Source organism: Colwellia sp. NW0002-52-1 (genome assembly GCF_057550865.1).
On sequence record NZ_BAAJLU010000027.1, the window covers coordinates 1 to 25,163 of the forward strand.

General features: G+C 38.3%; 23 protein-coding genes. 4 read left to right on the top strand and 19 right to left on the bottom strand.

All coding sequences use genetic code 11. From position 1 onward, the window contains the following. Positions 1–139: 139 nt before the first annotated feature. From acnD to yceD, 18 genes are all read right to left on the bottom strand, one after another. Positions 140–2,770: a Fe/S-dependent 2-methylisocitrate dehydratase AcnD gene (acnD, locus tag AC27H3_RS17020; protein WP_487107946.1), complete on the bottom strand. Its 2,631-nt coding sequence runs from the start codon at positions 2,768–2,770 to the stop codon at positions 140–142. Between the two features lie 114 nt (positions 2,771–2,884). Continuing rightward, a complete protein-coding gene (prpC, locus tag AC27H3_RS17025) occupies positions 2,885–4,009 on the bottom strand; it encodes a bifunctional 2-methylcitrate synthase/citrate synthase (protein WP_085306266.1) in 1,125 nt (374 codons plus the stop codon). Positions 4,010–4,120: 111 nt separating this feature from the next. Then, complete coding sequence (gene prpB, locus AC27H3_RS17030) at positions 4,121–5,020, bottom strand: methylisocitrate lyase (RefSeq protein WP_487107947.1); 900 nt, start codon at positions 5,018–5,020, stop codon at positions 4,121–4,123. A gap of 50 nt (positions 5,021–5,070) precedes the next feature. Continuing rightward, positions 5,071–5,751, bottom strand: coding sequence for a GntR family transcriptional regulator (locus tag AC27H3_RS17035; protein ID WP_085306264.1), 681 nt, complete (start codon positions 5,749–5,751; stop codon positions 5,071–5,073). A gap of 280 nt (positions 5,752–6,031) precedes the next feature. Then, positions 6,032–7,261 carry a nucleoside recognition domain-containing protein gene (locus AC27H3_RS17040; protein WP_487107948.1) on the bottom strand — a complete coding sequence of 410 codons (1,230 nt, stop codon included), beginning with the start codon at positions 7,259–7,261 and terminating at the stop codon, positions 6,032–6,034. 392 nt (positions 7,262–7,653) lie between these two features. After that, positions 7,654–8,433 carry a TatD family hydrolase gene (locus AC27H3_RS17045; protein ID WP_487107949.1) on the bottom strand — a complete coding sequence of 260 codons (780 nt, stop codon included), beginning with the start codon at positions 8,431–8,433 and terminating at the stop codon, positions 7,654–7,656. A gap of 104 nt (positions 8,434–8,537) precedes the next feature. Further along, on the bottom strand, positions 8,538–8,864 hold the full coding sequence (locus AC27H3_RS17050; protein WP_085306261.1) for a PilZ domain-containing protein: 327 nt from the start codon (positions 8,862–8,864) through the stop codon (positions 8,538–8,540). Between the two features lie 2 nt (positions 8,865–8,866). Then, positions 8,867–9,877 (bottom strand): hypothetical protein, encoded by a 1,011-nt coding sequence (locus tag AC27H3_RS17055; protein ID WP_487107950.1) that lies wholly within the window; start codon positions 9,875–9,877, stop codon positions 8,867–8,869. Positions 9,878–10,257: 380 nt separating this feature from the next. After that, positions 10,258–10,893: a dTMP kinase gene (tmk, locus tag AC27H3_RS17060; RefSeq protein ID WP_487107951.1), complete on the bottom strand. Its 636-nt coding sequence runs from the start codon at positions 10,891–10,893 to the stop codon at positions 10,258–10,260. A 57-nt stretch (positions 10,894–10,950) separates the two neighbouring features. Next, positions 10,951–11,949 (bottom strand): endolytic transglycosylase MltG, encoded by a 999-nt coding sequence (mltG, locus tag AC27H3_RS17065; protein WP_487107952.1) that lies wholly within the window; start codon positions 11,947–11,949, stop codon positions 10,951–10,953. A 13-nt stretch (positions 11,950–11,962) separates the two neighbouring features. After that, positions 11,963–12,778: an aminodeoxychorismate lyase gene (gene pabC / locus AC27H3_RS17070; RefSeq protein ID WP_487107953.1), complete on the bottom strand. Its 816-nt coding sequence runs from the start codon at positions 12,776–12,778 to the stop codon at positions 11,963–11,965. A gap of 119 nt (positions 12,779–12,897) precedes the next feature. Continuing rightward, positions 12,898–14,130: a beta-ketoacyl-ACP synthase II gene (fabF, locus tag AC27H3_RS17075; RefSeq protein WP_487107954.1), complete on the bottom strand. Its 1,233-nt coding sequence runs from the start codon at positions 14,128–14,130 to the stop codon at positions 12,898–12,900. Between the two features lie 159 nt (positions 14,131–14,289). Further along, the gene (gene acpP, locus AC27H3_RS17080) at positions 14,290–14,523 is read right to left on the bottom strand and encodes an acyl carrier protein (protein ID WP_077286054.1); all 234 of its coding nucleotides are present in this window, start codon (positions 14,521–14,523) and stop codon (positions 14,290–14,292) included. Positions 14,524–14,687: 164 nt separating this feature from the next. Then, positions 14,688–15,422, bottom strand: coding sequence for a 3-oxoacyl-ACP reductase FabG (gene fabG, locus AC27H3_RS17085; RefSeq protein ID WP_085306255.1), 735 nt, complete (start codon positions 15,420–15,422; stop codon positions 14,688–14,690). 6 nt (positions 15,423–15,428) lie between these two features. Next, complete coding sequence (gene fabD / locus AC27H3_RS17090) at positions 15,429–16,364, bottom strand: ACP S-malonyltransferase (RefSeq protein WP_487107955.1); 936 nt, start codon at positions 16,362–16,364, stop codon at positions 15,429–15,431. A gap of 123 nt (positions 16,365–16,487) precedes the next feature. Then, complete coding sequence (plsX, locus tag AC27H3_RS17095) at positions 16,488–17,513, bottom strand: phosphate acyltransferase PlsX (RefSeq protein ID WP_487107956.1); 1,026 nt, start codon at positions 17,511–17,513, stop codon at positions 16,488–16,490. 15 nt (positions 17,514–17,528) lie between these two features. Continuing rightward, positions 17,529–17,699, bottom strand: coding sequence for a 50S ribosomal protein L32 (gene rpmF / locus AC27H3_RS17100; protein ID WP_081153814.1), 171 nt, complete (start codon positions 17,697–17,699; stop codon positions 17,529–17,531). A 36-nt stretch (positions 17,700–17,735) separates the two neighbouring features. Continuing rightward, positions 17,736–18,248 carry a 23S rRNA accumulation protein YceD gene (gene yceD, locus AC27H3_RS17105; protein ID WP_487107957.1) on the bottom strand — a complete coding sequence of 171 codons (513 nt, stop codon included), beginning with the start codon at positions 18,246–18,248 and terminating at the stop codon, positions 17,736–17,738. Between the two features lie 119 nt (positions 18,249–18,367). Here yceD and AC27H3_RS17110 point away from each other — a divergent pair, with 119 nt between their 5' ends. The 3 genes from AC27H3_RS17110 to AC27H3_RS17120 all read left to right on the top strand — a co-directional run bounded on the left by AC27H3_RS17110 (position 18,368) and on the right by AC27H3_RS17120 (position 20,268). Further along, entirely contained in the window at positions 18,368–18,958 is a 591-nt protein-coding gene (locus AC27H3_RS17110; RefSeq protein ID WP_487107958.1) for a Maf family protein, read from the top strand. 197 nt (positions 18,959–19,155) lie between these two features. Next, positions 19,156–19,437: a hypothetical protein gene (locus tag AC27H3_RS17115; RefSeq protein WP_487107959.1), complete on the top strand. Its 282-nt coding sequence runs from the start codon at positions 19,156–19,158 to the stop codon at positions 19,435–19,437. 255 nt (positions 19,438–19,692) lie between these two features. Continuing rightward, the gene (locus AC27H3_RS17120; RefSeq protein WP_085306249.1) at positions 19,693–20,268 is read left to right on the top strand and encodes a CBS domain-containing protein; all 576 of its coding nucleotides are present in this window, start codon (positions 19,693–19,695) and stop codon (positions 20,266–20,268) included. Between the two features lie 152 nt (positions 20,269–20,420). On the opposite strand, the gene rluC is transcribed toward AC27H3_RS17120, so the two are convergent. Beyond that, complete coding sequence (rluC, locus tag AC27H3_RS17125; RefSeq protein WP_487107960.1) at positions 20,421–21,389, bottom strand: 23S rRNA pseudouridine(955/2504/2580) synthase RluC; 969 nt, start codon at positions 21,387–21,389, stop codon at positions 20,421–20,423. 635 nt (positions 21,390–22,024) lie between these two features. On the opposite strand from rluC, the gene rne reads away from it, so the two are divergent. Further along, positions 22,025–25,093: a ribonuclease E gene (rne, locus tag AC27H3_RS17130; RefSeq protein ID WP_487107961.1), complete on the top strand. Its 3,069-nt coding sequence runs from the start codon at positions 22,025–22,027 to the stop codon at positions 25,091–25,093. Positions 25,094–25,163 lie beyond the last annotated feature (70 nt).

Here is a 25,163-nt window from a genome sequence, read left to right on the forward strand (position 1 = left end):
AGTAATAATTTTAAGTAATGCGGCATTAACATTTGTTTGAATACTCGAAGTCACTTAAGCGTTGATTTGAATAAAATGCTGCACACACATTAATAGCTTTAAATGGGTGTGCAACAAACCTGATTATTCAAATAACTTGCTACAAGCTTGATTCAAGGAAGTCTTTAGCAAATTTTTGTAATACGCCGCCTGCCGCGTAAACAGACACTTCTTCGCCGGTATCTAATCGACACTTAACCGGAATATTAACAATGTCACCATTTTTACGTGTCATAACCACTGTCATACTGGCGCCCGGCGCTGTTGTGCCCTCAACGTCAAAAGTTTCTGTGCCGTCAATGTTATAGGTGTGACGTGTTTCGCCGTTAACAAATTCAAGCGGAAGCACGCCCATACCGACTAGGTTAGTACGATGTATACGTTCAAAACCTTCAGATACAATAACCTCAACGCCCGCTAAACGAACGCCTTTTGCTGCCCAATCACGCGAAGAGCCTTGCCCGTAATCTGCACCAGCAATAATAATCAGTGGCTGTTTACGTTGCATGTAGGTTTCAATTGCTTCCCACATACGTGATTCAGTTCCCTCAGGCTCTATACGTGCCAGCGAACCTTGTTTAACTTCCCCTTGCGCATCACGACACATTTCGTTAAATAATTTCGGGTTAGCAAAGGTAGCGCGTTGTGCCGTTAAGTGATCACCGCGATGCGTTGCGTAAGAGTTAAAATCAGCCTCTGGTAAGCCCATTTTATGTAAATAAGCACCCGCTGCACTGTTTAACTGAATCGCATTTGAAGGCGATAAATGATCGGTAGTAATGTTGTCACCTAACACCGCTAATGGACGCATACCTTTCATGGTACGCTCACCGGCTAATGCTCCCTCCCCCTCTTTATTCCAATATGGCGGACGACGAATATAAGTGCTAGTTTCGTCCCATGCATATAACGGGCTTTCAGCAGGCTCAAACGCACCTAAATCAAACATAGGTGTGTAGATTTTTTTGAACTGCTCAGGTTTAACGCTTGATGCCACGATTGCATCAATTTCTTCGTCACTTGGCCAGATATCTTTTAAGGTAATATCGTTACCGTTTTGGTCTTGGCCTAAAATATCTTTTTCGATGTCAAAACGAATAGTACCAGCGATTGCATAAGCGACAACTAATGGCGGTGACGCTAAAAACGCTTGTTTTGCATAAGGGTGAATTCGGCCATCAAAGTTACGGTTACCTGATAATACTGCAGTTGCATACAAATCACGGTCTATAACTTCTTGTTGAATTTTAGGATCTAACGCGCCAGACATGCCATTACAAGTTGTACAAGCATAGCCAACAATACCAAAACCTAATTTTTCCATTTCAGACAGCAAACCGGCTTCTTCTAAATAAAGTTTGGCAACTTTTGAACCTGGCGCAAACGATGATTTAACCCAAGGCTTACGCACTAAACCAAGTTCATTGGCTCTTTTAGCTATTAAGCCCGCCGCAACCACATTACGAGGATTAGAGGTATTGGTACAAGACGTAATCGCGGCAATAATAACGGCGCCATCAGGCATTTCACCGTTAGCTTCTTGTACTTTACAAGCAGCTAAGTCTTTCGCGATATCTTTTGAAGCTAAATCAGCGGTCGCTAAACGACGATGCGGATTAGAAGGGCCCGCTAAATTACGACCTACTGATGATAAATCAAATTCAATCACACGTGGATATTGCGCTTCAACTAAATCGTCAGCCCATAAACCGGTATGTTTTGCGTAAGTTTCAACAAGTGCTACTTGCTCTGGTTCACGACCGGTAATTTTTAAATAATCAATAGTTTGTTCATCAATGTAGAACATACCAGCAGACGCACCATATTCTGGGGTCATGTTTGAGATAGTTGCACGGTCACCAATGGTTAAACTTTTAGTGCCTTCTCCGAAGAACTCTAAATATGCCGAAACCACTTTTTGATTACGCAAAAACTCAGTTATTGCTAACACAATATCGGTTGCTGTAATGCCCGGTTGGCGTTTACCTGTAAGCTTTACACCAATAATATCAGGCAGGCGCATCATCGATGGGCGACCTAGCATTACCGTTTCAGCTTCTAACCCCCCCACACCGATTGCAATAACACCTAAAGCATCAATGTGCGGTGTGTGCGAGTCAGTACCAACACAAGTATCAGGAAAGGCTACACCATCGCGTGCTTGTATAACAGGCGACATTTTCTCTAAATTAATTTGATGCATAATGCCGTTACCAGCAGGTATTACATCAACGTTTTTAAAAGCGGTTTTCGTCCATTCGATAAAATGAAAACGTTGTTCATTACGGCGATCTTCAATGGCTCGGTTTTTTTCAAATGCTTCACTGTCAAAACCTGGGGCTTCTACCGCGAGTGAATGATCAACAATTAATTGTGTTGGAACAACCGGGTTTACCTTTGCAGGATCACCGCCTTGTTCAGCAATGGCATCTCGAAGACCCGCTAAATCAACTAAAGCTGTTTGGCCTAAAATATCATGACAAACAACACGTGCTGGATACCAAGGAAAATCAAGGTCTTGTTTACCTTCGATAATTTGCTTTAACGCATCGGTTAGCATCGCCGGGGCGCAGCGTCGAACTAATTGCTCTGCGAGTACACGTGAGGTGTAAGGTAATGTTTTATAAGCGTCGGGCTTGATAGTTTCGATAGCTTCTTTGGTGTCAAAAAAATCTATCGTTAGACCATTATTTTTATAACCTGGTAAAGGTTTGCGGTAATCATAATTCATAATTTAGTCCACAGAGTTGAAAAGTATAAAAGCGATACTTTTTCAGTAATTTAATAAATTACAAAGCCCTATCTTTGTTGATAAGGCTTTGTGTCGGTAAATGCTAAGTGCAAATTACCTTTGTGCTATGGGCTGAACTTTGCGTGGCTCTGCACCAATGTAATCTGCAGAAGGTCGAATAATACGGTTATTTGTACGTTGCTCCATCACATGAGCTGCCCAACCTGTTAAACGCGAACAAACGAAAATAGGGGTAAATAGTTTCGTTGGAATACCCATGTAATTATAGGTAGAAGCATGGAAGAAATCGGCATTACAAAATAATTTTTTGGTATCCCACATAAACTCTTCACAAGCCACTGAAATATCGTACAACGAAGTATCACCATTTTCAGCGGCAAGTTTTTCAGACCACGCTTTGATAATAACGTTACGAGGGTCTGATGTGCTGTAAACCGCATGACCAAAGCCCATAATTTTTTCTTTGCGCTCAAGCATACCAGCCATTTTTTCTTTGGCATCAGCAGGTGAAGTAAAGGTTTCAATCATGTCCATTGCCGCTTCATTCGCGCCGCCGTGTAATGGCCCACGCAAGGTACCAATAGCACCAGTAACACATGAGAACATATCAGATAGCGTTGACGCACAAACACGCGCTGTAAAGGTAGAAGCGTTGAATTCATGCTCGGCATATAAAATTAATGATACATCCATCACACGTTCGTGCTGTGCTGACGGGCTTGTACCATTTAGTAAACGTAAAAAGTGGCCACCTAAAGAGGCTTCATCTGACGTACAGTCAATTTCTACGCCGTCATGAGAAAACTTATACCAGTAACACATGATGGCAGGAAATGCTGATAACAAACGGTTAGCGGCACGGTTTTGTTCGCTAAAATCATTTTCAGGCTCTAAGTTACCTAAAAATGAACAACCTGTGCGCATAACATCCATAGGATGAGCTTCTTTTGGAATAAGCTTAAGCACTTCTTTTAACGCTTGCGGTAAATCACGCATAGCAAATAATTCAGTTTTGTATGCTGCTAACTCTTTTTCATTAGGCAGTTCGCCATTGAAGAGTAAATATGCTACTTCTTCAAACGTGGCATTTTCAGCTAAGTCTGCTACATCGTAGCCACAATACGTTAAGCCTGAGCCTGATTTACCTACGGTACATAATGCTGTTTCACCTGCGCTTTGACCACGTAAGCCTGCACCTGTTAATTTTTTCTCTGTCATCATTCTTTCCTCTTGTCCTTTAACCGCAGTTAAGTTGCCGTTAATGGTTAAAATTTAGTTTCTTATTTTGTATATTAATTTTTGCATTTACGTTCGAGCTATAAGCATGAATTACTTGTTTTTACCTTCAGTAAACAAGGCATCAAGTTTTTGCTCATAATCGTGGTAACCCAAGTAATCATACAAATCCATACGAGTTTGCATGTTATCAATTTCTGCTTTTTGGTCACCGTCATTTAGCAAGGTTTTATATACTGACTCAGCAGCCTTGTTCATTGCTCTAAATGCCGATAATGGGTAAAGCACCATGGCACAACCCCACTCACCTAACTGCTCTTTATTCCAAAGCTCAGTTTGACCAAATTCAGTAATATTAGCTAAAACTGGAACATCAAGCGCTTCGGTGAAAGCACGGTAATGTTCTTCAGTTTTTACTGCTTCAGCGAAAATGCCATCAGCACCAGCAGCTACATAGGCTTTTGCGCGTTCGAGTGCCGATTCTAAACCTTCTTGTGCAAAGGCATCGGTTCTTGCCATGATGAAAAAATCTTTATCTGTGCGAGCATCGACAGCAGCTTTAATTCTATCTACCATTTCTTCGGTAGAAACAATTTCTTTGTTTGGACGATGGCCGCAGCGTTTTTGTGCTACTTGGTCTTCAATATGAACCGCAGCTGCGCCAGCTTTTTCCATATCGCGAATAGTTTTTGCAATATTAAATGCCCCACCCCAGCCAGTATCTATATCAACCAATAAAGGTAAAGTTGATGCGCTAGTAATTCGCTGCACATCAGCAATAACATCATTTAATGATGTCATGCCTAAATCAGGTAAACCGTAAGATGCGTTCGCTACACCGCCGCCCGACAAGTAAATAGCTTGATGACCAAGCTCTTCTGCCATCATTGCGCAATAGGCATTAATGGTACCGACAACTTGCAAGGGTTTATTGTTTACTAAAGCTTGGCGAAACTTAGCGCCAGGAGATAATGTATTTGCGGATGTAGACATTATTGAGTCCTTTATTATCAAATTATGTAATGTAAAATAGCGTAGAACCGCTATTGCTGTTGTGCAATTTTGTTTTCAATATTTTTACGTGAAGCGGCAATATGACGCCTCATTAGCATTTCGGCTAATTCGCCGTCTCGGTCGGCAATCGCTTCAATTATTCGAGAGTGTTCATCAAATGCTTTAGTAGCGCGTGGGCTGTTCATACCAAATTGGCAACGATACATACGAACGAGATGATATAGCTGGCCACATAATATGTTGATTAACTGTTGATTATGGCTACCAAGAATAACTTTATAATGAAAGTCTAAATCACCTTCTTCTTGATAGTATGCAATACCATCACGTAAAGCCTTTGCCGTTGCATGTTGCTTAAGCATGGCTCTCATCTCAGAGATCTCAATATCAGTCATATTTTGTGCCGCTTGACGACAAGCCATACCTTCTAGGGCTTCACGCACAATATATATTTCTAAAAGACCTGAGATTGAACATTCGACCACGCGAGAGCCCACGTTAGCTTTACGCTCGATAAGGTGACATTTTTCTAAGCGATTTAAGGCTTCACGAAGGGTTGAACGACTGATTTGAAATTTTTTGGCTAATTCTGGCTCACTAATTTTACTGCCAGCTTGAATATTACCTTCCACAATATCATGCAACATTTGTTCGAAAACTTTATCTGCTGTGGTAACCGCTGCTTGTGAAGTTGGATTATCTAAAGCCATTATTGTCGACACATTGAAGAGTAATGAGCTAATAATAACGTGTTAAATCGATTAGTCAATGCTAGAACCCATTAATTGTCGACAATAAATAAATTAATGAAAGGTTACAGGTTCAATACAGGCTTATCGTTATTTGGCCTTTTTGACCTATATAATTACGCAGAGGAGTTATTAAGAACGGGCTGTAGTAAAATACATTTAAACAACGAATACAAAGCTATTTATCTCACAGCACATTGCAGCAAAACAATGTACTGTCGACAATTTTCATCTTGATAGTTTAGCCAAAAAACCAATAACACACACCAATGGCAGCGGTTATACCGGCGAAATCAGCAATTAAGCCACAAGCTAATGCATGGCGGCTATATCGAATACCCACAGAGCCAAAATATACCGCTAAAACATAAAAAGTAGTTTCTGTTGAGCCTTGCACTATAGAGGCGAGTCGACCAGCGAAAGAGTCGGCGCCATAAGTGTTCATAGTTTCTACCATCATTGCTCGTGCACCAGAGCCACTCAGGGGTTTCATAAATGCAGTGGGTAAAGCATCAACAAAGCGTGTATCACCATTAAAAAATAAAACGACTTGGCGAATTGCATCGACTAAAAAGTCTAAGCTACCGCTTGCTCTAAATACGCCTATTGCACATAGCATAGCGAGTAAATAAGGAATTATTTTGATACTTGTTTCAAAGCCCTGCTTCGCACCTTCTATAAAGCTGTCATAAACATTCACTTTTCGTTTTAAAGCTAATAATAAGAAGCTGATCAGTGTACTAAAAATTAACAAATTGCCCATAAGAGACGACTGCTGTGCCAATAACTGCGCACTTAAAGTACTAAAATAAACCACAATGGCGCTAATGATCGCAATACCCACAGCTAGGTAAAGTAAAATAACTTGTTGATATAATTTTATTTTCTGAACAAATGCTACAGCAAATAAGCCTGCGAGTGTTGAAGCAAAAGTGGCCAATAAAATAGGTATAAAAACATCGGTAGGATTGAGCGCACCTTGTTGAGCGCGATAAATAAATACCGTTACTGGGAATAAAGTGACTGCTGAGGTGTTTAATACCAAGAAAAGAATTTGCGCATCACTAGCGGTTTCTTTTTCAGGGTTTAGTGATTGTAAGTCTTGCATTGCCTTCAAACCAAGCGGCGTTGCTGCATTGTCTAAGCCTAAAAAATTTGCAGACAAATTCATCGTCATTGACCCAATTGCCGGATGACCTTTTGGAACACTAGGCATAAGGCGAGTAAATAAAGGTGAAATAAAATTTGCTAGCTTGTCGATAATGCCCGCATGTTCTGCGATTTTCATCATCCCTAGCCAAAAACTTAGAATACCAATCAACCCAATAGCGATTTCAACCGTGACTTTCGACATACTAAAAATAGTGTTAACAATTTCTTCAAAAATTAACACGTGATCGAATACTAGCCATTGCACCATTGCAGAAATAAAGGCGACAAAGAAAAATCCACTCCAAATACGACTTAACAATTTTTAGCTCTTATAATTTTAGGTTTAATAAAAATATCATGACACACAAGTTCTATACCTACTAGTTTCGCTTTAAACAACAAACAGTAATAAGCTCTTAGAAATGCCGTGCCAGCCTTTTAAAATCAAGCGGTATGCGCACTGAAGCGCTACACCATAACTTATTGTAAATTAATTATAAAAATTAATTTTTGCTTTTATAGTTCTCTGCACTACACTTTAATTTACAGAAAGAATTTAACTTCAATGCTCGCTGTTTTCTTGTTTTATTTTTCTTTATACGCTTGTTAAGAACGAAGAAACTTACAATGTTTTATTAGCGCAGGCTCAACGAATTGAGCCACCCCCTGGGCCCAAAACTAGCAGTAGTTTTGGGCATTTTTTTATCTCAATTAATCTAAAAGTGTTTGTGGAAATAAACGATGGAAATTTTCACTTGATTGTTTCGCTATTTCAGCAACAGATGTACCACGAATACTTGCTAGGTGTTTAGCAACTTCAACAACGTAAGCAGGTTGATTTTGTTTACCGCGGTGTGGCACAGGTGCTAAATAAGGGGAATCAGTTTCAATTAAAAATCTGTCTGCAGGCACTTTTTTAGCGACTTCTCTCAGCGCAGCTGCATTTTTAAAGGTAACAATTCCAGAAAAAGAAATATAAAAACCCATGGCTATTGCTTGCTCTGCCATCTCCCAGCTTTCAGTAAAGCAATGTAAAATACCACCAACCTTCTCCGCATTTTCGGCTCTTAATATAGCTAAAGTATCTTCTTGAGCATCGCGAGTATGAATAATTAAAGGCTTATTTAATTGATTTGCAACTCGCACGTGCTTTTTAAATGAGTCTAACTGTACGGGTTTAGTTTCAGGCGCGTAAAAATAATCGAGCCCTGTTTCACCAATAGCAATAACGCGAGGATGATCAGCAAGCGTGCTTAATTGTTCAGGATTTATTTCATCTTCCTGATTCAGTGGATGCGCACCACAGGTTAACCAAACATTATCGTATTTAGCCGTTTGCTCAGCCATAGCAGGAAAGTCTTGCAAGGTAACACTAACGCATAATAAAGTATTTACTTGTTCAGCAAGTGCAGCTTCAATAACATTATCTAAATTATTGTCAAACTCTTCGAGCTTTAATCGATCTAAATGACAATGGGAATCTATAAACACGAGATACTCCGCACGATTGTGCTTTTGTTAATATGGGAATAGTTACTCATAATAAAATGAGTAATATGAGAATAAAATTAATATGTGAGTTCAGCGATGAAAAACTACATAGATAATGTCGGTTCAGCTGAATTAAGTAATCGACCAATCGATTTATCGATTTGATTACGTATATTGTCTGGGTCTTCAACAAAACTGACGCCAATACCTGCTGGTGTGCCATTTTGTGCACCTATAGGTGTTATCCAAGAGACTTTACCTTTAAGTTCAGAAGACTCTAACGAATCAGGCAATGTAACTGATAGCTGAATATCTGTACCTAACTCAAATTGTTCAGTCGTTCTAACGAATAAACCACCATTTTTCATAAATGGCATATATGACTGGTATAAATCCCGATCTGAAATAAATTCAAGCGTGATATTTTCCAAAATTATTCCTCTACTGTTTGCGCATTATTTTGTACAACAAGGCTAATATCTGCAAGTAGCTTTTCACTCAGAAACTGTTTATTAACTTGCACTACTGTTTTTAGTTTAGCATTTGCTTGTAGTAGTAAATTATATATATCCCATAATTGTTGCTTGTTAATTACAGCAACATGTTTATTTTCACCTACAACAGTTGGCCATGCATATTGATTACGCATCAAGTTAACAATTACTTTTTCTAACCATCGATAACCATATTGATATTCAGTCAATGTCTTGAGTATATCTTCACGATATTCAAGACTAGTTAAATATTGATTGACCTTATCACGAAATGCTACAAATGCAACGGCGGTCTCTTCGTTTGATAATTCAGTTAAATGACTAAGGTTTACAAAGGGATCATCCCCCTGCTGACCAAATTCAGCCAAAAGCGCCTTGCCAACCGGAGGCCGAATTTCAAACTCATGACAGCGACTGATAATTGTCGGCAATAATAAATCACTGTTATGCGTAGTTAAGATGATAAAGCTATTGGTTGTTGGCTCTTCAAGTGTTTTTAACAGCGCATTCGCAGCTGATATAGTCATAGTGTCAGCTTGATTCACCAACGCTGTTTTCATAAAGCCAATATGGGCTGTTTTTTCAAAGAAATAACTGAGGTCACGAATTAACTCTACACCAATATTTTTCTTATCTGAAATAATAGTAAGGTGATCAGGGTAGCTGTTTTTTGCAAATAATTTACATGTTTTACATTGGCCACAAGGCTCTAAAATAAAAGGCGCTTGTTGTGAATCACTTGAATTATTATTCTCAACTTCGTTGCTATTACCTTCACCACTTACATGATTTAACTTAACATTTTGACATAACAACACATTTATAAGCCACTGGGCTATTTCTTCTTGACCAGCTCCTTCAACACCCGAAAACAATAACGCATGCGGAAGTTTATTATCGCGAAGTTGACGCGATAATTGTTGCTGAATAGTCACTAACCAAGTTTTCATTTATTACCTTAAAATAACTTTTGCACTATCTGTAAATGGCTTTCAATATGTCATCAAACTTTCTATTGAATGCTTTGAGCTTTATTTTTACACCTGCGTACTTTATTCAACTAGGCAATAACAACTGAGTGTAAATAACCTGAACTCTGGATAAGCAGCACTTGCTCAATGCTCCCTTTTAAGCCATTTTCTGCGTTAAAACGTCGATAAATAGCCCGCTATTCATAAACGTTTTGCCTTGGAAATGGCATAAAATGAAGCATTGATAATATCTATTCGTGATGTTCACCTGGCTATAGCATTTACTTTATTACCTAAGCTTTTGGTTCACTTGAGTTTCAAGCACTCATTATCCAGAGTTCAGGTTAAATAAGTCATGATTAACTATGTTTTAAAATTAAAGCGTCAATAACTTTAATAACGTCACTCAACACTGCAGCTTTAGATTGTGAAGCATCGATCACTTCAAAACACTCTGGTTGCTCTTTCGCTTGTGTTAAGTAGCCATTTCTAGCCTTAACCAAGAAATCTAATTTTTCATCTTCTAAACGGTCAAGCCCTTCACCTCGACTCATCACTCTGTTCAAGCCTTCAACAGGGTCTAAGTCTAAAATAATATTCATATCAGGTTTAAAGCCTGCTAATGCTAAATCATTAATTTGCATAATGTTAGCTAAATCAATACCACGAGCATAATGTTGAAAACTAAACGTTGCCGCGTCAAAACGATCTGAAATAACGATTTTTCCTGCTTGTAAGGCTGGCTTTATTTTTTCTTGTATATGCTGTGCTCGCCCGGCACCAAATAACATAAGCTCTGTTGTGTCACACATTTCTGGTGTGGTGGGATCAAGAATAATACTTCTGATTTTTTCCCCAATGTTTGTACCACCAGGCTCTCTTGTTAAAACTACATCTAAACCTTTTTGTGCGATATATTTTTCAACTTCATTAATAACGGTTGTTTTACCAGCGCCATTACTACCATCGAAAACAACCATAAAACCTGTATTCATATCATTCTCTATTGCTATTACTTTTGTATATCTACTGTGTAATTAAAGTTAACTCTACTAGCGCTGATATTTATTCACTGCGCGGTTATGATCAGCAAGGTTAGTGGAAAATATATGTTCTCCGGCGCCATTGCTAACAAAATATAAGTAATCGCTCAATTCAGGGTGTAATGCAGCTTCTAAAGCTTGAGCCCCAGGTAAAGCAATTGGTGTTGGCGGTAACCCTTTTATTTTATAGGTATTATAAGCGGTTTTTTCTCGTAAATGAGCGTATGTTATATCACCTTGGTACCTTTCACCTAAACCATAAATAACCGTAGGATCGGTCTGAAGACGCATACGTTTGTTCAAGCGATTAACAAATACCGATGAAATACGTGGATGTTCAGCATATTTACCACTTTCTTTTTCGATAATTGATGCCATGATCAGCGCTTGATATGCTGACTTATAAGGTAAGTTATCTGCTCTATTTTCCCAATGTTCTGCTAATGCACTTTGCATTTTTTTATGAGCTCTTTTAATAATACTAATATCTGAGGCACCCTGCGTAAAAGCATACGTTTCAGGAAATAACCAACCTTCTGGGTTATCTTGAACAATAGCCAATTTTTTAGCGATGGCGCTAGGTGACAAACCGACGAGTTGGTGACTAATATTTGGGTGTTGTGCCAGCAGAGCTAAAACTTGTTTGAAAGTACTTCCCTCAATAAAAGTAATAGAAAACTGATGTTCTTTGCCTGAGACAACTAAGTTTAATAAAGATAAAATATTGGTTTCAGTTGTTACTTGATAAGTACCTGACTTAATTTTGCTTTGCGTAGGATTAAATTTGGCATAGATGCGTAACCAAAAATCATTGTCTAGCCATTGTTTATTAACCAATTGCTTTGAAAAAGCATTAAAAGAAGTGCCCGATTTAAGGGTAATAAACTCACTTTGTACTAAGTTTAAAGGCTGCTGTACTTTTTTTTCAGCTATCAGCATAACAACTATCACAGCAATAATGCTAAGTAATACTGAAACCGCTAAAGTCAGAAGTGTTTTTTTAAACATATTTTGTAAACTTTTAATAATTCATGCACTGAGTTTGTATGTTTCTAACCAATGATGTATCTAATTGACGGTCATTAAAAACCTTTACCGGCACTATACCTAAAATAGCGTTGCTTATAAACATGGCTTCAATATTATTCAACGTTTCTATATCGTAATTAGCAGGCATAATTTCGGGATAATTTAATAAAATTTTATCGCGCATTAAACCTGCAACGCCAGCGGTTGATAAAGTCGGCGTTTGCCATTGGCCTGCTTTTAACCAAAAAACATTAGCACTGCAACACTCAATAATATTGTTATTGATATCACAGGCAAGTAAATCATCTTCAGGGCGTTTATCGAGCTCAGCTCTTAACATAACTTGTTCTAAGCGATTTAAATGTTTTAAACCGGCAAGCATTGGATTAATACCTAGCTTTTGCTCGCTTATGCCAACAGTTATTCCTTCTTTTTGCCATTGGGCATAGTACTTTGGGTAATCGTGAAAAGAAACAATCACTTTAGCTTGTTCAACACCTATACGTGAATAGCCGCGGCCACCACTGCCACAGGTAACAATAACTTTTATAACGCCAATTGAAATCCCAGCACTTAAGTTAGTTATAGTAACTTTTAATGTGGCTAGATCGAAACTAGGTAACCCAAGTTGCCTACTTTGCTCTAGTAAACGATTAAGGTGTTGGGGCAACATAGCTACTGCACCATTGATAACTAGAGCAGTAGTAAAGCAACCATCACCATAAGCTAAACCTCGGTCGCTAATTGAGATCGTATCAGCAAGTTGTCCATCTACAAAACTTAACGCTACGCTTGCCTTTGTTGTCATAATAGTCGCCATAAAAAAGCCTGAACACTAAGTATTCAGGCTTAAGCATTTGAATTCAAGTAGTTTTAACGAATAGTAGTCATATAGTTAAATTAAAGCGACTATGGCATTTAAATTAACTAAAGCTTCTTAAATATTAATGATCCGTTTGTGCCGCCAAAACCAAACGAGTTACACAAAACGTAGTCTAAATTAACATCACGCGCTGTATGAGCAATATAATCAAGATCACACCCTTCATCAGGGTTATCTAAATTAATTGTTGGTGGCACCATATTGTTCACTAATGCTTGAATACTAAAAATAGCTTCAACAGCACCGGCAGCACCTAATAAGTGGCCGGTCATAGATTTAGTTGAACCGACTAATACGTCATAAGCTGAAGTGCCAAATACTGATTTAACCGCATTGGTTTCCGCAATATCGCCGGCAGGTGTAGAAGTACCATGGGCATTGATATAACCAATTTTAGTAAGATCGACTTTGGCATCATTAATAGCATTTTTCATCGCTAATGCAGCACCAGCACCATCAGCAGGTGGAGAAGTCATGTGGTATGCATCGCCGCTCATGCCAAAACCTGCAAGTTCTGCATAAATTTTGGCACCACGTGCTTTTGCATGTTCATACTCTTCTAAAACAAGTACTCCAGCACCGTCACCTAAAACGAAACCGTCGCGGTCTTTGTCCCAAGGACGAGACGCTTGCTGAGGAGCATCGTTACGTGTTGACATTGCACGAGCAGCACCAAAACCGCCCATGCCCATCGTAGTAGAAGCCTTTTCAGCACCACCGGCAACCATAGCATCAGCGTCACCGTAAGCAATCATACGTGCTGCATGGCCGATATTGTGAACACCACTAGTACAGGCAGTAACGATTGAAATATTTGGACCTTTCATACCAAACATAATTGATAAATGACCAGAGATCATATTAATAATGGTAGACGGTACAAAGAACGGAGATAGTTTACGCGGTCCATTATTTAAAAGTTTAGTATGATTTTCTTCAATTAAGCCCAAACCGCCGATACCTGAGCCTATTGCAACACCAACTCGCTGAGCATTAGCTTCATTTACCTCTAAACCAGAGTCCTTGATAGCTTGCACACCTGCTGCAACGCCGTATTGAATAAATAAATCCATTTTTTTGGCTTCTTTACGAGCCATGTAGTCTTGCGCATCAAAATCTTTAACTAAACCTGCAAAACGCGTTGGATACTCTGAAGTATCAAAATGCGTAATGTTAGAAATACCACTTTTACCAAGTAGTAAGTTTTGCCAAGTTGATTCAGGGCTATTGCCTAAAGGGCTAAGCATGCCAAGACCGGTAACTACAACGCGTCTCATGAGATGTGCTGCCTCCGAAAGAGTAGAATATGAATGGGTGTATATCTTATTGCTCAAAATCAAAGTGGTTGATTTTGAATTGGGTATAAATATTTTTCAAACGGTAAAAACAATTCAGGCGGTAATTAAACCGCCTGAAATCATTACACTCGCTTAATATTACTGGTTAGCAGTAACGTAATCGATTGCAGCTTGAACTGTTGTAATTTTCTCAGCTTCTTCATCTGGAATTTCAGTATCAAATTCTTCTTCTAACGCCATTACTAATTCAACAGTGTCTAAAGAGTCTGCACCTAAGTCATCAACAAAAGAAGCTTCAACTTTTACTTCGTCTTCGCTTACACCAAGTTGCTCAATAGTAATTTTTTTAACGCGTTCTTCAATAGTACTCATTTTTTTTCCTTTACTAGAAAATACAATATTTCAATATTGTGTGTAGTTTATTCGTCAAAAGCCAACCATGCAAGCTTCTAATTTTACTTTTTTGCTGGTCAAACCTGTTAACTGTTTATAATTCATTCAAATTTAACAAAGAGTAGCCGATAAGCAAACCTGTGTTAAACCATGTACATGCCGCCATTTACGTGCAATGTTTCGCCCGTAATGTACGCTGCAGAATCAGATGCTAAGAAAGCAACAGCGTTAGCAATTTCTTCAGGCTTACCTAAACGGTTTGCCGGGACTTGAGCAAAAATGCCTTCTTTTTGCTCATCAGTCAATGTTTGTGTCATGTCTGTATCAATAAAACCTGGTGAAACAGTATTAACGGTAATGCCTCGAGAAGCAACCTCGCGAGCCAATGACTTAGTAAAACCAATTAATCCAGCTTTAGCTGTAGCATAGTTTACTTGGCCAGCGTTGCCCATAGTACCAACGACTGAGCCAATATTAATAATACGACCGTTGCGTTTTTTCATCATCGCACGTAATACAGCTTTACTGATTTTGAATACTGATGTTAGGTTGGTATCAATAATATCATCCCATTCATCATCTTTCATGCGCATCATTAAATTATCACGCGTAATACCGGCATTATTAACTAAAACATCAACCGAGCCATGCTTCTCTTTGATTAAGTCAAACATAGCGCTAATTGAAGCGTCGTCAGTAACATTTAACACTAAACCTTGCCCTTCGCCCAAGTAATCGCTGATATTAGCCGCACCATGCTCTGATGTTGCCGTACCTATAACGGTACCACCAAGTGCTTTAAGCTGTGAAGCAATAGCTTTACCAATACCACGACTAGCACCTGTTACTAAAATAACTTTACCTTCTAATGAAAACATATAATTTTACTCTACTGATTCTAATGCTTTAGTTAACGATATCTTGTCGTTAACAGATTGACAACTAATGGTTTTATCAATGCGTTTAAGCAAGCCTTGTAATACTTTGCCTGGCCCTGCCTCAATCGCGGTATCAATACCTTGTTGCGCTAAATACTGAATAGTTTCAGTCCAACGCACTGGACTGTATAATTGTTTAATAAGTGCTGCTTTAATTGCATCAACTGAAGACTCGGTTTTAACGTCAACATTATTGATCACAGGTATGTTAGGCACATTAAAAGTAACATTGTTAAACTCTTCTGCTAACTTGTCGGCTGCATCTTTCATTAAAGCACAATGTGACGGAACACTTACCGGTAAAGGAAGCACACGCTTTGCGCCAGCTTCTTTACATAAAACACCTGCGCGAGCTACTGCATCTTTATGACCAGCAATAACAACTTGACCTGGAGAGTTGAAGTTAACTGCTGAAACTACATCGTTATCCGCGGCTTGTTCACAAGCACTAATAATAATGTCATCATCTAAACCAATAACAGCCGCCATTGCTCCCACACCTTCTGGTACTGAAGCTTGCATAAATTCGCCTCGTTTTTCTACCAATTTCACGGCATCTGCAAGTGATAGAACACCTGCACAAACTAATGCAGAATATTCACCTAAACTATGACCTGCTAGCACTTTAGGCGAAGCAGAAGAAGATGCATGCCATAAACGCCATATTGCAACACTTGCCGTTAATAACGCGGGTTGTGTAAAGTTAGTTTGATTTAACTTTTCAACCGGACCATCTTGAACCAATTGCCATAAGTTGTACCCTAAAGCTTCAGATGCTTCAGAAAAAGTACTTTGCACTACTTCATGATCCGCAAAATCAGCTAACATAGCTAAAGATTGTGACCCTTGACCTGGAAAGACAAACGCTAAATTATTTTGCATTATTTGACCTAATTAAATTTGATTTACCACTTTAACAACATAAACCATGATCCGATCTATGCCGATGTAATTTTTTAAGCTGTATTTACCTATAATTGACTTAGATAATACTGAGCTTGCAACTTATTTATGACATAAGCTTTTTTCAAGCTTGTCTTTAATTTTAGTTGGTACTTGTCGTTCAATCTCAGTAATGGCTTCAACAATAGCAGTATAAAAAGCCGTTATATTTGCATTACCATGACTTTTCACCACAATACCGCGCAATCCTATCAAACTTGCACCGTTATACTGGTCGGGGTTCATGGGTTTAAAGAGTTTTTTTAAGGGACCAGACAATATTTTGCCCATTATTTGAGCTAAAAAGTGCTTTTTGATGATTTCTTGCAGTTGTGTGTAGACCATTCTTGCCACACCTTCACAGGTTTTCAACGCAACATTACCAACAAAGCCATCACAAACAATTACATCAGCTTTATTGGTGAAAATATCATTCCCTTCAATAAAGCCAATATAGTTAATATCATCATTTGCCATTAAGTAACTGGCAGTTTGTTTAATATGATCACTACCTTTATTGTCTTCCTCGCCCATATTCAATAACGCTACTTTTGGGTTTTCAATACCATCGACTTCTTTTGCCATTACCGACCCCATAATCGCAAATTGATATAGAACACTTGAATCACAAAAAACATTTGCGCCCAAATCCAGCATAAATACATGTTGATCAGATTTATTACTCGGTAATGCAGAGATTAATGCCGGTCGTTCAACACCCGGTAAGGTTTTTAAGACAAAGTGGGCCATTGAAAAAAGTGCCCCCGTGTTACCGGCGCTTACACAAGCTTGCGCTTGATCTTCATTTACAAGATCGAGTGTTTTACGCATAGAAGATTGCTTTTTGTTGCGTAAGGCGAAAATAGGTTTGTCATCCATCTCAACAACTTGAGTAGTAGGAACAACGGTTATTCTAGGATGAGGGTAATAATTTTTTTTTGAAAGCGTTTCAACAATGACAGTTTCGTCACCGCATAATAATAAGTGCAGATTGGGGTGGTTTTCTATTGCGAGCATTGCCGCAGGAAGTGTTACGTGGGGGCCTTGGTCGCCCCCCATAACATCTAACGCTATGGTTAGATTAATCAAGGTAATCGTTACAGATTACTTATTGATTACTTTAACACCTTTGTAAAAGCCATCAGCTGTTACATGGTGACGACGGTGAGTTTCACCAGATACTGGATCTGTTGATAAATGCGTTGTCGTTATTGCGTCATGTGAACGGCGCATGCCACGTCTTGAACGAGACTTTTTGCTCTTTTGAACTGCCATTGCCTACTCCTAAAATCGGTTATTAGCTAAGTTTAACTATTTAATTTTCTTTAATATATCAAATGGATTTGGTTTTTCTAGCTCTTCACGCAACTCCCCCCAAACACTATCAGATGGAGCCTGACAATCTTTAATTGGATGCCTTGGAATTAGTGGAATCTCGAGTAAAAACTCATCTTCTACTAACTCTCGCAAGTTAACTTCACCATTTTCATCTAATTCAATTGCGTCATAATATGACGGCAACTCCGCTGCGGCTTCAGCGTTTTTCACTGGACTAAAAGTAAAATCTACTTCTAATACCAAATCAAACTCTTCAGTACATCGCTGACAAGTTAATGCAACCGTTGCCGATGAGCTGCCTGATATTACTACCAAACCCACTTCATCCACACTAAAATTAGCACTCACTTGTACTTGCTCACTTTGTGCATCACACACAGCAAGCAATCTATTCATCCCAGATACTTCAAAGTATCCTTCACACACTAACTTTCGCTGTGCGCTTCTAGATGGGTCTATCGTTATCGGGAGTTTAAGATTCTTCATAAGGCGCGCATAATAAAGTGCCTATCGGCCTGTGTCAAAAGAAAAATAGCTAAATTTGTTTAAAAACTCAAGATAGTCCATATATTAACAATAATCTGATTATATTTTGAGTGATATTAATGAAAAAACTTGTTTTAGGCTCCACATCCCCTTTTCGTAAAGAAATTTTAGCTAAACTCAACATTCCCTTTACCTGTGCAAAACCCAATGTAGACGAAACAGCATTAGAAAATGAAACGCCAGTTGCTTTAGTGCAACGTTTAGCGATTGAAAAAGCAAAAGCCGTGGCAGACGAATACCCAGATGCATTAATTATTGGCTCTGATCAAGTAGCGATGTGCGATGGCGAAATTTTAGGAAAACCCCACACATTTGAAAATGGCGTTAAACAATTACAAAAGTTCAGCAACAAAACTGTGGCCTTTTATACAGGCTTATGTGTATATGATAGCGGTTTAGACTTTACAACAGCATTAATAGAACCTTTCTTAGTTCACTTTAATGAATTATCACTTAGCGACATTGAAAATTATTTACACGCTGAAAAACCCTATAATTGTGCCGGTAGCTTTAAAAGTGAAGGTTTAGGTATTTGTTTATTTAAAAAGCTCGAGGGTGACGATCCAAATAGCTTAATTGGATTGCCGCTAATCAAACTTGTTGAGTTATTAAAGCAGCATGGTGTTGATGTACTCGCTGAACAATCATAAATAATATAAAGACAGGTTTCCTACTCTAATTTGTCTTTACCGCTAATATAGCGTTTAATCATTAAAATAATTTATTTTCGAAAAGTAATAAATTTAAAATTCATTTTTATATTTATTACTTTTCACTTGAATTACTAATATTTCGCTCCATAACAATAATTGAAGACAATTAATTAATCCTTTTTAGAGTAGTCAACATGTTTAAACTGTTTTTCATTTTATCGATAGTCATTGCATCTGCGTCAGCAAATGCGATAGAGACAGTATCGTTAAGTGATGCAAGTTTTAATGTACCTACTATAGTAGAATCTGAAAATATCATTAATGATGATTTTGATAACTCAGCTTTATTCATCGAAATTATCGTTCAGCCCTATTTATATAGTCAAGCCAGCTTACAGTACTCAAATCCTGATATTAAACGCCCCACCTATCATAACTTTCAATCTAGAGCTCCACCAGAATTTACTTGCTCATAAAAATTACCCAATAACATAACGTTGTTTACGCTATCTAATAGCAAAATAAGTTTGATTTTAGGTAATAACATATCTCAGTAACTAGCCTTGTGCGTAAATAAAAGCAGCGATGGCGCTTAATAAGTTATTGATGAGTAAAAGTCCAAGTGATGAAAAATATAAATCATTATTTGATGAGTAAATAAAGTTTAGTTTTTAAAAAGCATATTTCTATTCTCTTTAACAACATATGCTTTTAGAAGTTTTGAGGTCGTTATGAAAAAATTACACTTAGTTAACCTAGCAGCAACTGACAATATTATTACCCCCGAGCAGTTTGAGGAAATTAATTTAGCATCACCTGCAGTAAAAATATTTACAGATTTTAAAGATCATAAAGCATTGATGATCGAGGGAGATACTCAAGCAGTAACCGCGTTAGAGTTAATGTTAAAAACACACGTTAGAATGAATATTGTCGTATCTCAAGATAATGACTTTATTGGCATCATTAGTACTAATGAATTATCAGAGCAGCACATTGTTGCCAAGTTATCTAAAGGCATCAAGCGCGAAGATATTTTAGTAAAAGATTTAATGATCCCAAAATCTGATTTTCACGCTTTTGATTACAGTGAACTGTTAAGTGCTTCGGTAAGTGATGTTGTTTCAACATTAGAAAACTATCAGTTAAGACATTGTTTAGTGTTAGACCAAGAAAGTCACCATATTCGAGGGGTTATTTCTTCAAGTGATATAGCCAGAAAACTGCATATGAGCTTAGATTTAAATATTGCACAATCATTTGGTTCGATTTATGACGTTGTACATCAAAAAGCAAGTTCAATGTAACTAAGAAAAATATCAGCTCTCAACATTTGAGTTGTATATTAGAAAAAAGCTCAGTCAATGGATAATATAAAAATCCAATGACTGAGCTTTTTTTGTTTTCACGCGGTATAAATAAGTTATGCCACATGTTAAATTTTATAAATTAAACACGCTTAAGTTGATTGGACATCTGCTTTAGTTAATTTTTTTAATAATTTTTCTAATGATGGCTCTAAAGGCGCTTCCACTTTTATTCGTTCATTACTCAAAGGATGAGTAAATTCAATACTAGCCGCATGTAAAAATAAACGTTTTAAACCAAGGCTTTTCATTTCTACATCAAAATCCTCATGGCCATACTTTGCGTCACAGGCAATAGAATGCCCTTTAGTTTGACAATGAACACGAATTTGATGTGTACGCCCTGTTACAGGGAAAGCTCTTACAAGCGTGGCATTTTTGTAATGCTGAAGTACTTTAAAGCGGGTTTCAGACTCTTTACCGTTGATGTTGTCAACAACAACAACTCGTTCGCCTGATTTTAAGTCATTTTTCTTTAAACCTTCAGTAACACGGGTTAATTTAGTTGACCAGCGACCTTTAACTAAGGCGTGATAGAACTTTTGTACCGTTTTATTTCTCAATTGCTCATGCAAATGTCGTAATGCTGAACGCTTCTTTGCTACAACTAAACAACCAGAAGTATCTCTATCCAGTCGATGTACAAGTTCAAGCATACGCGCATCAGGTCGTAATGCTCTTAAAGCTTCAATTAAACCAAAACTTAAACCACTGCCACCATGAACTGCCATACCAGAAGGTTTGTTAATTACAATTAAACGTTCATCTTCAAACAATATCTGTTTTTCTAAATTAGCCACAACATTTAGTTGCGTAGATACTGTATTGGTATTTTCAGAAACACGAATGGGTGCAACACGAATAATATCTTCATCAACAAGCTTATATTCAGGCTTAGTGCGTTTTTTGTTCACCCGTATTTCGCCTTTACGCAATAAACGATAAAGCATGCTCTTTGGCACACCTTTGAGGGTTTTTACTAAAAAGTTGTCAATGCGTTGACCGGCATCTTCGCTGTCTACAGTAATAAATCTAACTTGGGGTTTTGGGCTGTCTGTCATATCTGTTTTACTAAGAACCATAATGCTACGCAGTTTAACATGTTTTTTTCTAATTACAGGCAATTTAAACGAGGATTTTATTGCCTTATCTATAAATAAAGTGTGATAATAGGATGGTTACCGCTATATTTAAGCCGTAACAAGTAAAAAGGATGCTTTAAGCGAGACGTAAGAGGCAAATATGCGGCCACATTAGTGTTAGATAATGTTATAAAACTTCATTGTCGAGATACTAAAAGTAAGGCCTATTGTGAATTTGACGCGTGTAACTTGTCAATAACAACACATAAACATATTGTCCCGCGCAATAAAGCAATTATGTAATTAAACAGAAAAATAAGTCACATTTCCAATCGTTAAACATTAGAAAACACGATAAAAATATCGAACTAACATTAACGAGGCACTTTTTTCTGTTGCGCACAGCACACAGGCTGGGCACATAAAGAATCAATTTTACTGTGGTGTTTATCATCTCAGTTATTAAAACAATCAGAATTTTTAACAGCTTGCTGCGTAATATGGCGTAGTAAGATTGACACCCGTGAGGCTGACAAGTTGCTGTTACCATAGCGATAGATGACTTTGTGTTCTAAGCAATGGTGTGTTGTGACTAAAAATGAGTCACACAAACTATGAAACGTATGTTAATTAATGCTACACAATCTGAAGAATTGCGTGTAGCACTTGTCGATGGTCAACAACTTTACGATTTAGATATCGAAAGCCCTGGTCATGAACAAAAAAAATCAAATATTTATAAAGCTAAAATCACCCGTATAGAACCTTCTTTAGAAGCTGCGTTTGTTGATTACGGTGCAGACCGCCACGGTTTCTTACCTATGAAAGAAATCGCTCGTGAATACTTCCCTAAAGGATACAGCTTTCAAGGTCGTCCTAATATCAAAGAAGTACTACGTGAAGGCCAAGAAGTTATTGTACAAATTGATAAAGAAGAGCGTGGCCAAAAAGGCGCAGCGTTAACGACCTTTATCAGCCTTGCCGGTAGCTATTTGGTACTTATGCCAAATAACCCTCGTGCTGGTGGTATTTCTCGCCGTATCGAAGGTGATGAACGTACCGACCTTAAAGCATCATTAAGCAAACTTACACTTCCTAAAGGCATGGGCTTAATTGTTCGTACCGCTGGTGTGGGCAAAGAATATGAAGAGCTTGAATGGGATTTAAACGTTTTAACTCATCATTGGAATGCAATTTCAGAAGCAGCTGCTAGTCGCCCTGCGCCATTTTTAATTCATCAAGAAACTAACGTTATTTTACGTGCTATTCGCGATTATTTACGTCGTGATATTGGTGAAGTCTTGATTGATCGCCCGAAAATCTTTGAAAGCGTTAAAAAGCATATTGAAATTGTTCGTCCTGACTTTTTAAGTAAAGTTAAACTGTATAACAATGACGTACCGCTATTTACTCATTACCAAATAGAAACACAAATAGAAACAGCCTTTCAACGTGAAGTGCGCCTACCTTCTGGTGGTTCAATTGTTATTGACCCTACAGAAGCGTTAACCTCTATTGATATTAACTCTGCCCGTGCAACGAAAGGTGGAGATATAGAAGAAACCGCATTTAATACCAACTTAGAAGCCGCAGAAGAAATTGCTCGCCAATTACGCTTGCGCGATTTAGGTGGTTTAGTGGTTATCGATTTTATCGACATGACCCCTGTTCGTCATCAACGTGAAGTTGAAAATAGAATGCGTGATGCGGTTAAACAAGACAGAGCACGTATCCAACTTGGCCGTATTTCTCGCTTTGGTTTACTAGAAATGTCACGCCAACGCCTTCGTCCTTCGATTGGTGAAACTAGCCAAGGTGTATGTCCTCGTTGTAACGGTACAGGTCATGTTCGTGGTGTAGAGTCTTTAGCATTATCAGTGTTACGTTTAATGGAAGAAGAAGCCATTAAAGACAATACACAGCAAGTACAAGCGCAAGTTCCTGTACCTGTTGCCACGTATTTATTAAACGAAAAACGTCGCTCGGTCTTTCATGTTGAGAAACATCATAATGTGAAAATATTGATCATCCCTAACCCAAATATGGTAACGCCTCAATATGAAGTTATCCGGGTAAGAAAAGACGAAGGTATTGAAGAAGCTAGCTACGATATGGCAATTAAACAAGCCGTACCTGAAGAAGCAGTTATGCCTAAGTTCGATAAAGAAGTAAGTAAACGCGACGAACCTCTATTACAAGGCATGTCATCACCTAAGCAAGCCCCTAAAAAGGTAGAGCCAGCTCCTGTTGTCGCACAAAAAGCACCAGAAAAAAGTTTGCTTACTGTTGCTATTGACTGGGTTAAGTCACTTTTTGCTGCTGAAGAAGTAGTAAAACCTGCACCAAAAGCTTCAGAGCAAACCAATACTAGAAATAGCGAACGTCGTCCGCAACGTAGTCGCCAAGGTCAACGCAGAAATAATCGCAACGACTCTCGCAATGACAATCGCAACGACAAACGTAAAAATCAACCGGCTACAGCTGATAACACAGCAAAGAAAAATAGCAATGTAAATACTGCACCTGCTAAGCCTCAAAAGGAACGTGTTCAAAAACCTAAAGAGGAAAAAGTTGCTGAACGTCGTCAACGCCGTAACAACCGTAAAAAGGTTCGTGTTGGTAGCAATGATAAAGTCAATGCAACTACTGAAACTGCAAAAGTTGAAGCTAAAATGGTTAAAACCAATACAGCCGAAGCTAAGGTTACTGAAAGTACTAAGCTTGCAGAAAGCACTGTCAATTCAACCGCTGTTGAAGCGTCAGCAACTGTTAATACAAATTCAGTTGAAACAGCCGCGAACAATAAAGATGAGCAACGCCCTAGAAGCAGACGCTCACCTCGCCATATGCGTGCTCACGGTCAACGTCGTAGACAAAACGCTGAAGTTAAAGATGGCAGTGAAATTACTGAAGATCCAGTAACTGCACGTTATCCTGAGCAAGAAGTCGCTTCTGCTAATAACAAAGATGATGCTAACAACAGTCAAGATGTGACTGAATCAGCACCAACAGTTGAGCAAGTTCAAAAAGTTCATGCTGATGCACTAACTGACGTTATTAATGACCCTAAAAATGAAGTTCAACAAAACTTACCTTTTGACGAACCTAATATTGCAGAAGCTAAAGTCGAAGAAGCTAAAGCTGAAGAGACTAAAACTGAAGTAGCTACAGTAAAAGCAGCAACACCTGTAGAAGAAGTTACTACTTCAGCTGAAACAGTTGTTTCTGAAGAGAAGCAATCAGTTGCTAGTGAAACTAAAACTCAAGTAACTGTTACAGATAATGATTTAGTGGACACTTCAACCGAAACGGTAACAACAGCTGAACAGGAACAGTCAACTACTGTAGAAGCAACTTCAGATGAAGCTAAAGTAGAAGATTCAGTAAAAGCAGAACCAGAGGTTGTTGTAGAGAAAGCTGTAACTGTTGATGAAAAGCCTAAAAAAGTACGCGCTAAAGTTAAAAACATTAAACGTCAAGTTAAGGCTTCAGCCAATAAGCCTGGCGGTAAGGCTTCAGCACCTATGACAAAACCGGAAACCGTAACATCTAGTGGTGTTATTCCTCGTGACTTTGTTGCTGCAGAACACAGAACAAGCCATCTAACATCAGGTAAAACTGCGCTTGTTGCTAATGTTACTAGCAGAAATTCAGCTGGTCCAACTAAACCAACTCTAGTTTAATCGCTTAGCTATTCAAGCCTTAACTCTTCAAGGAATCCCTTGAAGAGTTAAAATATAAAAAGCCAATTGC